Raw genomic sequence first — 1,363 nt, forward strand, 5'->3', positions numbered from 1 at the left:
CTAAAAATAAGTATTGAAATTAAGCTTGAACTTGATAATCTTCGTTTTTAGTTAAAACAGCGTAAATAGTATGACAAAGTTTTCTAGCAACAGCATTTGTAGCAACTAGATGATGTTTACCTTCACTCATTTTCTTCTGATAATAAGCAGAGAAAACAGGGTCATTAAATTCAGCTATTAATGCTGATTGAAATAAAGCACGCCTAAGGTAAGGTGATCCTCTTTTACTCATCTTGTTTCTAGTAGACTCATACTCGCCAGACTGTGAAACACTAGCATCAAGACCAGCATAAGCAACAAGTTTAGAAGGATTAGAAAATCTAGAAATATTACCAATTTCACCAAGAATGGTAGCAACATTCACGCTTCCAATACCAGTAATAGTAGTAATAGGTGAATCAAACTTATCTAGTAAAAGATTTATCTCATCTTCAACATCAGACACTTGATTTTGAATAAAAGAAATTTGTTTGATAATCATCTTAATTTGAAGAGAAAAAGAATCTAAACAAAAGTTAACAGCAAAAGAACTAGAAGCTTTTCTAGAAAGTTCTTTAAGTTTCTTATCAGCAAACTTCTTATGAGAAACTCTATCAAGAAGATCATTTAACTTATCCAAAGAGATATCTTCAAAATTAGCAGCAGACTGAAAAGAAGATAAAATTTCCTTAGAAGTTTTACCAAAAATATAGCTAAAAGAAGAAGCATATTCAGGAAAAACTTGGTCTAAAAGAGCGATGGTTTTTCTTTTAATATCTCCAATGGAAGAAATCAAATAAGATCTAAACCTGGAAAGATTTCTTAAAGAAAGAAAATCCTCATTAGAAAGTGAAGTTTCAACAAAATCGCCTAACGGAGAAGATCAGCAATAAGGAGCGAATCGATAATATCAGTTTTCCTCTTTCTAATCTCAAAACCATGTCTCCAACCATCAGTTTGAATAGGATTAATAACACGAACAGTGTAACCTTCAGCAACTAGGTAAGAATAAAGAGAAAGCCAATAATGACCAGTAGCCTCCATGCCAATCTCAACATAGTCTTTAAACTGCTCAATTTTACGGGTTAAAGAAGAATCCCATCAATAGAGTTAGAAAAAGAAAAAGCCTTAAAAACAACCTTTTTCTTATCATCAACTAATGAAGCAACATGAGTATTTTTACCAATATCAACACCTAAGAAAAACATTTAAAACCTCACAAAAGAATATTTTAGATAGACACCTCTAAATCTAGTAACGTTACTGCCTTATGGGAGATACGAATTACTGGAAACCAGTCAACATCTAACTTATTCGTAAACAGTTAAAAGATAAGAGGACTCACTCTTTTTTACGAGATAAAATCTCAAGGATAAAACGAGTG

1 pseudogene is annotated in these 1,363 nt (G+C 31.8%); it reads right to left on the minus strand.

Annotated features, from left to right (window positions below):
• Positions 1–19 precede the first annotated feature (19 nt).
• A pseudogene (locus HV819_RS11370) lies at positions 20–1,187 on the minus strand (IS110 family RNA-guided transposase).
• Between the last annotated feature and the right edge of the window lie 176 nt (positions 1,188–1,363).

Source organism: Anaerococcus faecalis (genome assembly GCF_013371425.1).
In the GTDB taxonomy this organism is placed as follows: Bacteria; Bacillota; Clostridia; order Tissierellales; family Peptoniphilaceae; genus Anaerococcus; species Anaerococcus porci.